The sequence below is a fragment of the Thermodesulfobacteriota bacterium genome, from assembly GCA_039028315.1.
Lineage (GTDB): Bacteria > Desulfobacterota_D > UBA1144 > Nemesobacterales > UBA2774 > CR02bin9.
The window spans coordinates 1-9,305 of record JBCCIH010000085.1 but is presented as its reverse complement, the minus strand read 5'-3'; the positions used below and the strand labels follow the sequence as shown (position 1 = coordinate 9,305).

The window sequence follows — 9,305 nt, the reverse complement described above, 5'->3', positions numbered from 1 at the left end:
TGTTAAGCCATATAACCTCTTTTAAATTTTTATCACCTCTAAGCTCTGTGATTTCAGTATGAGTATGAAGAGTAATAAATTCAGATGAGTTAATTCTTTCGATCAGATAATCAGACATGCTTTCTGCAAGCCCTGAGCTTCTTACAAGGATATGAACATGGTTTGCAAACTTAGATAAAAAAACTGCAGCTTGTCCGGCAGAGTTTCCTCCGCCTACAATTATTACCTCCTCCCCCTCGCATAAGCTTCCCTCCATAGCAGTCGCAGCGTAGTAAAGTCCAGCGTTCTCAAACTTATTTTCATTCTCTAGTCCGAGATCCCGATAACGTGCGCCCGATGCTATTACAGCAGTTTTTGTTTTAACTCTCTCATCGGTATCAAGCTCTATTTCAAAATTGTTAGCAGATTTAGTGATATTAAGAACAGATCTTGGCAGAGCGATTTTAGTTCCGAATTTCTGAGCTTGAATCTATGCTCTACCTGCAAGAGCCTGGCCTGATATTCCTGTCGGAAAGCCTAAATAGTTCTCAATCTTAGAGCTTGTTCCAGCCTGCCCTCCAGGGGCTTCAGCCTCAAGAACAAGTGTTCTAAGACCCTCTGAGGCGGCGTTTAGCGCAGCAGACAAACCTCCAGGGCCTGCCCCAACTATAACTACGTCATATGTGTTTTCCTGATCAATATCTTCAAATATTCCAAGCTCTTCTGCAACATCAAATGTGGTGGGATTCTTTAAAACTTTCTGACCATCATGAAGCAGTACCGCCGGCAGGTCATCTTTTGAAATATTGAATTTTTCAATAGCTTTTGAGCATTGCGTATGCTTTGAATCATTAAAAAGTTCCACAGGATAACCGTTACGCCTTAAAAAGCGCTCTATTCTTATTGTGTCTTTAGAATCTCTTCTCCCGATTAGAGTAACAGAGGCCTGCTCGTGTGATATTAAGGCCACACGGCGCAGTATAAAGGCTCTCATTACTATCTCGCCGATATCGGGCTCTGCTGAGATTAATTTTCTAAAACTTGCCCTGTTAACCCTTACAACCTCTCCCTTCTCACCCATTTTACCGCTTACCAAAATCTTTCGGTCATTGAAAAGATCAACTTCACCTGTAAATTCTCTATCTTGGTGTTTGGCAATAATTTTCAACCCCTCTTCGCGGTGCTCATGTATCTCAATTGTGCCTGATATAAGAACGAAGAAATCTACAGTTTTCTGACCTCTTTCAAACAAAGATGTGCCCTTTTCTAATTTCTCTACTGTGCCGAATGATTTGATTCTCTCTATCTGGCTATCAGATAGACGAGGGAATGTTTGAGACAACCTAGCATAGGGGTCACTAGGGTCTTGGTAGTTAGGCTCTGTAAGATTATCGTTAGACATCTTGGGCTCTCCAAGTTATTAGATCATTAAAGTGTAGCACCGTTTTTTAGTTCTCATAGTGTATTGATAAGAATTGTTTGGGGCCGTTTTGTTATGAACAATATTCCATAATGTATGCCTAATCTGGTAAACTTGAACAAACTGTAAAAACGGTAGGCAAAACAATCCAAATAAGAGAGGTTTCCTTACTATGATGATTAAAAAACTTTTACTGCTTCCAATCGCATTCATATTATTCATTGCAGCAGCTTACGCAGATGATGATTCGGTGGAACCTGATGCAGGCCCTGATGATAAAACCCATGTTGTCTCGGCGATTGGTCAAAAAATTGCCGATGCTTACGGGTTTCAAAGTTTTGATAAAGTCTCAGAAATTCAATACACGTTCAATGCCCGGCTCGGAGATAAAACTATAAAGCGCTCATGGGTCTGGAATCCAAAAGACAATAAAGTTACATATAAGGAAAATGGCGAGACTGTTACTTACAACCAAAACGATCTTTCTTCTGCATCAGAGGAAATTAAAGATATAGACGCAAAGTTCATAAATGATCAGTACTGGCTCATATTTCCATTTCATCTTGTATGGGATGACGGTATCAGAATCGAAGTTGAGGACCAAAAACTGGATTTGCCGTTAGGAAGCGGCTCCAGCACTAAAATCAGTGTAATTTATCCAGAGACTGGAGGCTACACTCCGGGCGATATATACGATCTTTATCTTGACGATAATTCTATGATCACAAAATGGGTCTACCGCAAAGGCGGCTCTGATGCCCCTACCCGTGTTTCTACATGGGAAGACAACATGGAGCTTGGCTCGATTACAATATCACTAAACCGCCAAGACCCTGATAGTGATTTTAGAGTCTGGTTTACCGATGTTATAGTTGTGTCTGACTAAATTCTAATTTATATATATTGTATATGGTATAGATAATATATACACTTTACCTTTTTCCATTGGTGCACTTCTCGTGTTTTGTTGATGAACTTTTAGTGATATTTGCGCTGTAAAATTATGCGAATCTGGTAAACTTGAAACCCACTATGAAATTAGCCCATAAAACAGCTCTTATAACAGGAGGCGGAAAAGGTATCGGTAAAGGAATAGCTGAGGCTTATCTTAAAGAAGGCGCTCAGGTGCTTATTTGCGGGCGAAGTGAAGATGACCTTATCTCCACGCAACAAGAGCTTCGCATGATTGGCGAGATTCGCTACGCGCTATGTGATATTACTGATGCGGATGATATAAAACGACTTGCGCTCGATATAGAATCCAGGTGGGGTGCGCTTGACGTATTAGTCAATAATGCCAGTATATTAGGAGTCCGCTCGCCAATTATAGAATACCCTGAGGACGTGTGGGAAGAAGTTGTTCATATTAACCTAAACGCCCAGTTTTTTGTAACCAAAGCCCTACTCCCGCTTCTTCTTAAATCTGACAGTGCATCCATTATTAATGTAAGCTCAAGCGTCGGACGAAAAGGGAAAAAAGAATGGGGAGCCTACGCCGCTTCTAAATTCGGGGTTGAAGCGCTGACTCAAGTTTTAGCTGACGAGCTATCAGAAACTAATATCAGAGTGAACTCAGTTAACCCCGGTGGTACACGTACTGATATGAGGGCCGGAGCCTACCCAGATGAAGATCCAAACACCATCCCTACCCCGCTCGATATCTCGCCAGTTTTTGTCTACCTTGCCTCTGAGGAATCCAAAGAAATTAACGGCCAGGAATTCACCGCCCGCGAGTGGATCTCCTAAATATCAAATCAAGGAAATCTACTTGCTTTGTCTTTCTATATCATGCAGCATTTAATTAATATGTTAATAAGCGCAAAGAGTTTTGTGTATCTGCTTATACCAATTCTGCTACTACTCAATTATGGTGGGTGTAGTAATGAGTGTGTGAATTGTGTTCCAGGTTTACCATCAGATTGTTTATTTGAAGGTTTTAGAGAGTCTGAGTGCTTGGGAGAGTTTATAGCTAATAGTTGTTTCGGTATGAGTTGCGATACAGCTCCTCCAGTTTTTGTTCCGATTGGCACAGTACTTTTTTGTACTGAAATAGATTGTGAGACAGTGGAGTGCAGCGACGATATTATTTTTACCGACCTGAATTATGACGAAGAAAATGGTTTTACGGCGACTGTGATAGAAAATGGAGTAAACTTAGGCAATGCAAGCTGTGGTCTCTTCCAACAATAAAATCTCAAATAACCACATACAACTCCTTTGGTCCATGTACTCCAAGAGTTAAGTTAAGTTCAATATCTGCCGTGCGGCTTGGGCCGGTGATAAAAGTCATATTACTGGTAAGATCCTCATCCTCTTGCAGCTTGCTTTTTAATATTACAAACAGGTCCTGGATGTTTCTCACTAGATTCTCTGGTCTTACAATAGCCAAATGGATAGGCGGTATCAGTGATACGCTTCTTGGCTGGTTTTTGTTTGCAATGAGCACTAAGGTTCCTGTGTCGGCTATTGCATAGTCCGCTTCTGTTATACCAATATCGCATCTTGCTATGTTATTTTTGTTCTTAGCTGTAATCAGTTTAAGTCCTTCATCTTTAAGTTGTTTTTTGAGATTCATCTCTTTTAGATATTGAGATTCCCAAATTGAGAAGGATTTTATTCCCCTATCTTTGGCAAATTTTAAAATTGCAGGAAATATCTCAGATTCTTTGCCGGCAGACAGTAAATTTGTATTTACTTTCTCAAGCTCAGATATAAATTCAGATGCTAGTTGATCTTTCGAATCCAAAATTAACTCATTAACTTTTTGAGCCTTAGATATAAGATCCTTATGTTCCGGAATTGTTACATCTACTCCTGAAAGTCCTTGCCTTATTCTATGCAGTATTTCTTCTCTAGAAGTACTCATTCTCGTTTAGTCCCCTACCCTATACCCTGCTTGATATCTGCCCAACTTTCTCTAAATGTTTTTTTTGCAACTGCTGGGAAATCCCTTTGCTCAGTCCATCTCGAAAATGGGTAAGGCAAGGAATTTAATTTATCATCACCACTCCTAAATGGCTTTTGGAGATAGTAGCCTAATTTATTTGTAGTTTTATATATTCTCTCATTCATCATTGCAAATCTCCAAAGCTTGATTCCTGTCTTCTCTAAGAATGCCTCCCCTAACCTAGTGCTTTTGCTTTTTGATTCAACAACATTTTTTCTGAGCTCTAAAAGTACTTTTGGGAAATCAATTTTTACTGGACAAACATCATGACACGCACCGCAAAGTGAAGAGGCAAAGGGAAGCTCTGATGCCTTGTCTAGTCCAAGTAGCTGGGGGTTGATTATTGCTCCTATAGGTCCTGAGTATGCCCAGCCGTATGAGTGGCCCCCAACCTGTCTGTACACAGGACAGTTGTTTAGGCAAGCGCCGCATCTTATACAGTACAGAGACTCTCTCGTTTCATCTGATGCAAGAATATTAGATCGGCCGTTGTCCAGTAAAACGAGATGAAATTCCTCAGGTCCATCAATATCAGATTGTCTCTTTGGACCTGTGATGAATGATACATATGTTGAGGACTTTTGCCCCGTTGCGCTTCTAGCCAAAACGGTGAGAAATAGTGAAAGATCTTCATATCTTGGAATTAGCTTTTCAATTCCCACAAGTGCTACATGTATTCTTGGAACCGTAGTAGTCATACGGGCATTTCCCTCATTTTCTACAACTACTATTGTTCCTGTCTCGGCCACAGCGAAGTTTGCTCCCGAAACTCCCATATCAGCATTTAAAAATTCGTTCCTTAATTTTTCTCTTGCAAATTTTGTCAGGTCCTCCGGCTTATCATAGTACGGAATATCGAATGTGTCTGAGAATAGTCTAGAGATATCATCTTTAGTTTTATGAATTGCAGGCGCTATTATGTGAGATGGATGCTCACCAGCCAGCTGAATGATATACTCACCCAGATCAGTTTCAACTACTTTAATTCCCGCCTCATTGAATTTGTCATTTAATTCTATTTCTTCGGTAGCCATGGATTTGCTTTTTACTACTGACTTAACATTGCTATCCTCAGCTATTTTGATAATGATTTCAGAGGCGTCCTTAGAATCCTTAGCCCAATGGACCCTTCCGCCTTTGCTTTTAACACTATCCTCAAGCATTAGAAGATATTTGTCTAAATTTGAGATGGTCTCTTTTTTAACTTCTCGAGCGGCTGACCTGAGTTCTTCCCAATTTGAAACATCATGACTCGCATTATTTCTAGCTGAACGAAAGCGGTTTGTAACATTCACTAGAGCCTTTTTGAGCCCTTTATTTTGTATGGCCTTCTCAGAATCTATTTCGAATCTTACTTGTTCATATGCCATATTTATCCTCTTTTTGTAAGAAGCTCGGCCAAATGCATTACTTTGATCGGCAAATTGCGTCTGCTAAGTGCTCCGCCGATGTTCATTAAACAGCCCATATCTGCCGAAACAACTGTATCTGCGCCACTATTTAATATACAATCAATCTTCTCATCGAGCATGGATACAGAAACCTTAGGGAATTTTATAGAAAATGTGCCTCCGAAGCCGCAGCATGCGTCATGCATATCCATTTCTTTAAAATCAATACCTTCTACCTTTTTAATAAGCTCTCTTGGTGCGTTTTCTACTCTGAGTTCCCTAAGCAGGTGACATGAGTCGTGATAAGTCACGATCCCGTCAAATTTAGCCCCAACCTCACGCACATTTAGTACATTTACTAAAAAATCAGAGAACTCATAGGTTCGTGCGGCAATCAGCTCTATTTTTTCTAATAATAAAGGGGAGTTCTTGAACAAATCTTTATAAAATACTTTAACCATAGAACTGCACGATCCAGATGGGCAAACTATGTATATTTCCTCATTTTCACTACTTGATAGAACATTTTCAAACAACAAAATGAATCTCTCGGCCACCTGTTTAGCATCTTGTTGATAACCGCTATTATATGCGGGTTGTCCGCAGCATGTTTGCTCCTGTATAAAATCAACTTCGACTCCAAGTTCCTGCAAAACTGAAACCATGCTCTCACCTACTTTTGGAAAAAAGGTATCGACGAGGCATGTGATAAATATATGGGCTTTAATCGGGCGCTTTAGTTGCATAATATGTTTGTATCAGTTTAAAGTTAATATCGTGAGTATCACAATTTAGAAGAATAATGTCAATTTTAGTGATATAAACCTTTGGGCGGCTATATGAATAACAAAGAGCTTAAAATTCCTCCTCATTACAATTCAGACAAGGTTAAAGAGGTTTGGCGAGTAGAATATGAAAATATTGCTATTATGGCTGGCAATTGGGCTCAAGAACATAAATTAAGCCCTGTATCACAAGATGAACCTAGAATATGTCTTGTATTAGTGGATGTGCAGAATACATTTTGTATACCAGGTTTTGAGCTCTTCGTTGGCGGTAGTTCGGGGCTGGCTGCTGTTGATGACAATATCCGGCTATCTGAGTTTATATATAGAAACCTTCATAATATTACTCAGATTTTCCCTACTATGGATACACACCAGGCAATGCACATATTTCACGGCATCTTTTTTCTAGATGAGAAAGGAGACCATCCAAAGCCCTATACGCAGATAACTTCTGACGATATTAAAAATAAGAGATGGCGCTTTAATCAAGATTTAGTGCAAAACTTACAGTCTGATCCTAATTACATCGAGAAACATCTACTTCACTATACACAAGAGCTTGAGAAATCTGGAAAATATGAGCTTACAATTTGGCCTTATCATGCTATGCTTGGCGGCATTGGCCATGCTCTCGTTTCCTCTATTGAAGAGGCGGTATTTTTTCATTCTATCGCAAGATCATCACAGCCGTTTATATATGTTAAAGGTGATCACCCTCTTACCGAGCATTATTCAGTACTAAGGCCAGAAGTTATTACAACTCATGAGGGAACTACGCTAGGAGCTAGAAACCAAGCACTGTTTGAGAAATCCACAAACCTAGATCATATATATAAAAAACTACTGGATTTTGATGCATTAATTATCGCGGGTCAGGCAAAGAGTCATTGTATAGCATGGACTATATCAGATTTGCTTAAATTGATTAGATCGGATGATGAGAATCTGGCGGAGAAAATTTATATACTACAGGATTGTACATCACCTATTGTTGTGCCAGGTGAAATAGATTTTACTGAACATGCAAATCAGGCATTTAAAGAATTTGCAGATGCAGGAATGCACATAGTTCAATCGACAGAGCCCTTGTGTGATTGGCCTGGAATATGTAATTAAACACAGATTGAAATATTAATTTGTCATTATAAATGAATAAATGGAGGAGCATGTATGAGCACAATTTTTAAAAAAATTATAGATAAGGAAATACCTGCTGATATAGTCTACGAGGATGATATTTGTCTTGCTTTTAAGGATATTGACCCCAAGGCTCCAGTGCACGTTTTGATCATTCCTAAAAAGGAAATCCCCTCAATGGCTGAGGTCACTGAGGGCGATAAAGAAATCCTTGGACATATGATGGTGAAAGCCTCTGAAGTAGCAAAGTCACTTGGTATTTCGGACTCAGGTTATAGACTGGTTGCAAATACTAACCCAGAAGGCGGCCAAGAAGTATATCACCTTCATATTCATCTGTTAGGTGGCCGTCAGATGACTTGGCCTCCAGGGTAGACTAAGTCTACTTTTGTTAATCTAGTCCTAAAGCTTGAGCATCCCTATCTGATAAGAAGCCGCCGTCAGAGCGTTCTTTAACTGAGCCGTCTCGTTTCCAAGAGCGCTCGCACCTTAGTTCGCCTGATAAATCTTGGACCGATATACCAAGCTTGTCCCCTTTGCTGATTGTATATCTGCTCACACCACAAAGATCGGCAAGTTCAGGTTCAAAAGGTTTTAATGCTTCATAAGACTGACTTTCAACTTCTGTGTTTATACCAGTATCAAGAGGATTGCTGATTCCCTGGGATTCTTTGGCCTCTTCTATCGCTTTTAAAGTCTCACTGCGAAGCTCCATTACCTTGTCCCAATTCTCATCTGCTAGTACCTCTAAGGCCTTTGGCATAGTTAAGAGATGAACGCTGTTTTGAGTGTCGGACTCTTCTTTGTGAAGGCTTCTGTAAGCTTCATCAGCGCTATGTACTAAAATCGGTGATAAAAATCTGATCAACGCATCAGCAATACTGTACATTGCAGTCTGCGAGCGTCTTCTGGTTCTGCTGTCAGATTTGTCGCAGTAAAGTCTGTCTTTTATAGCTGCCAGATATACTGCGCTCAGTGTCTCATAGCAGAAATGAAATATTAGCTCGTTTGCCTTTTTGTAATCAAACTCCTCATAAGCCTTGTTTGTTTCATTTATAAAATTTGAAAGTTCAGACATTGCCCAGCTGTCGAGGGAATACTTATCATCAGCACTAAATTCGACAGCGTCTTTATTTGGATCAAAATCATTGATATTTCCGAGCAAGAATCTGATTGTATTTCTAACCTTTCGATACTCATCTCCAGCTACTTTAAAGAACTCCAGATCTACTTTAATGTCGTTTGTATATTTAAGTGAGCTAACCCACCAGCGGCAGATGTCTGCACCGTTTGTCTTAAGAAGCTCTTCAACTTCAAGAGCGTTCCCTCCTGATTTGCTCATCTTTCTGCCCTGAGCGTCTACCATAAAACCGTGAGTTAAGAGTGCTTTAAATGGTGGCACTCCCGTTACTCCTAGAGCAGGAAGAAGTGATAGTTGAAACCAGCCTCTGTGCTGGTCAGAGCCCTCTAGGTAAAGGTCTGCAGGGTATCCAATATTGCGCTGCTCTAAAACTGAGTGCCATGATGAACCTGACTCAAACCAAACATCAAAGATGTCCATTCCGAGCTTAATATTGTTAAGCGCTCCGTCCTTCTTAGCCCAGTCTGGAGCTAGCTCATCAGCTGCAGGATCATATCCTTCG

General features: G+C 40.1%; 9 protein-coding genes and 1 pseudogene. 5 read left to right on the top strand and 5 right to left on the bottom strand.

What is annotated here, in order from left to right; translation table 11 throughout:
* Positions 1–1,381: pseudogene (locus AAF462_06650) on the bottom strand (FAD-dependent oxidoreductase).
* Positions 1,382–1,571: 190 nt separating this feature from the next.
* Here AAF462_06650 and AAF462_06645 point away from each other — a divergent pair.
* From AAF462_06645 to AAF462_06635, 3 genes are all read left to right on the top strand, one after another.
* On the top strand, positions 1,572–2,285 hold the full coding sequence (locus AAF462_06645) for a hypothetical protein (protein ID MEM7008800.1): 714 nt from the start codon (positions 1,572–1,574) through the stop codon (positions 2,283–2,285).
* A 146-nt stretch (positions 2,286–2,431) separates the two neighbouring features.
* Positions 2,432–3,145, top strand: coding sequence for an SDR family NAD(P)-dependent oxidoreductase (locus tag AAF462_06640; GenBank protein MEM7008799.1), 714 nt, complete (start codon positions 2,432–2,434; stop codon positions 3,143–3,145).
* 240 nt (positions 3,146–3,385) lie between these two features.
* Positions 3,386–3,589, top strand: a complete 204-nt coding sequence (locus tag AAF462_06635) for a hypothetical protein (GenBank protein MEM7008798.1) — start codon at positions 3,386–3,388, stop codon at positions 3,587–3,589.
* 4 nt (positions 3,590–3,593) lie between these two features.
* Here AAF462_06635 and AAF462_06630 read toward each other — a convergent pair whose 3' ends face one another.
* The 3 genes from AAF462_06630 to AAF462_06620 are packed head-to-tail and all read right to left on the bottom strand — an operon-like array spanning position 3,594 to position 6,483.
* A complete protein-coding gene (locus AAF462_06630) occupies positions 3,594–4,265 on the bottom strand; it encodes a lactate utilization protein (protein ID MEM7008797.1) in 672 nt (223 codons plus the stop codon).
* Between the two features lie 14 nt (positions 4,266–4,279).
* Positions 4,280–5,716 carry a LutB/LldF family L-lactate oxidation iron-sulfur protein gene (locus AAF462_06625; protein ID MEM7008796.1) on the bottom strand — a complete coding sequence of 479 codons (1,437 nt, stop codon included), beginning with the start codon at positions 5,714–5,716 and terminating at the stop codon, positions 4,280–4,282.
* Positions 5,717–5,718: 2 nt separating this feature from the next.
* Positions 5,719–6,483: a (Fe-S)-binding protein gene (locus tag AAF462_06620; protein MEM7008795.1), complete on the bottom strand. Its 765-nt coding sequence runs from the start codon at positions 6,481–6,483 to the stop codon at positions 5,719–5,721.
* A 93-nt stretch (positions 6,484–6,576) separates the two neighbouring features.
* Between AAF462_06620 and AAF462_06615 the strand changes: the two genes are divergently transcribed.
* Together AAF462_06615 and AAF462_06610 are read left to right on the top strand one after the other, a co-directional pair.
* Positions 6,577–7,641 (top strand): isochorismatase, encoded by a 1,065-nt coding sequence (locus tag AAF462_06615; protein ID MEM7008794.1) that lies wholly within the window; start codon positions 6,577–6,579, stop codon positions 7,639–7,641.
* Between the two features lie 54 nt (positions 7,642–7,695).
* Positions 7,696–8,037, top strand: a complete 342-nt coding sequence (locus tag AAF462_06610; GenBank protein ID MEM7008793.1) for a histidine triad nucleotide-binding protein — start codon at positions 7,696–7,698, stop codon at positions 8,035–8,037.
* A 16-nt stretch (positions 8,038–8,053) separates the two neighbouring features.
* Here AAF462_06610 and AAF462_06605 read toward each other — a convergent pair.
* A partial coding sequence (locus tag AAF462_06605; GenBank protein ID MEM7008792.1) for a class I tRNA ligase family protein occupies positions 8,054–9,305 on the bottom strand: 1,252 nt, incomplete at its 5' end.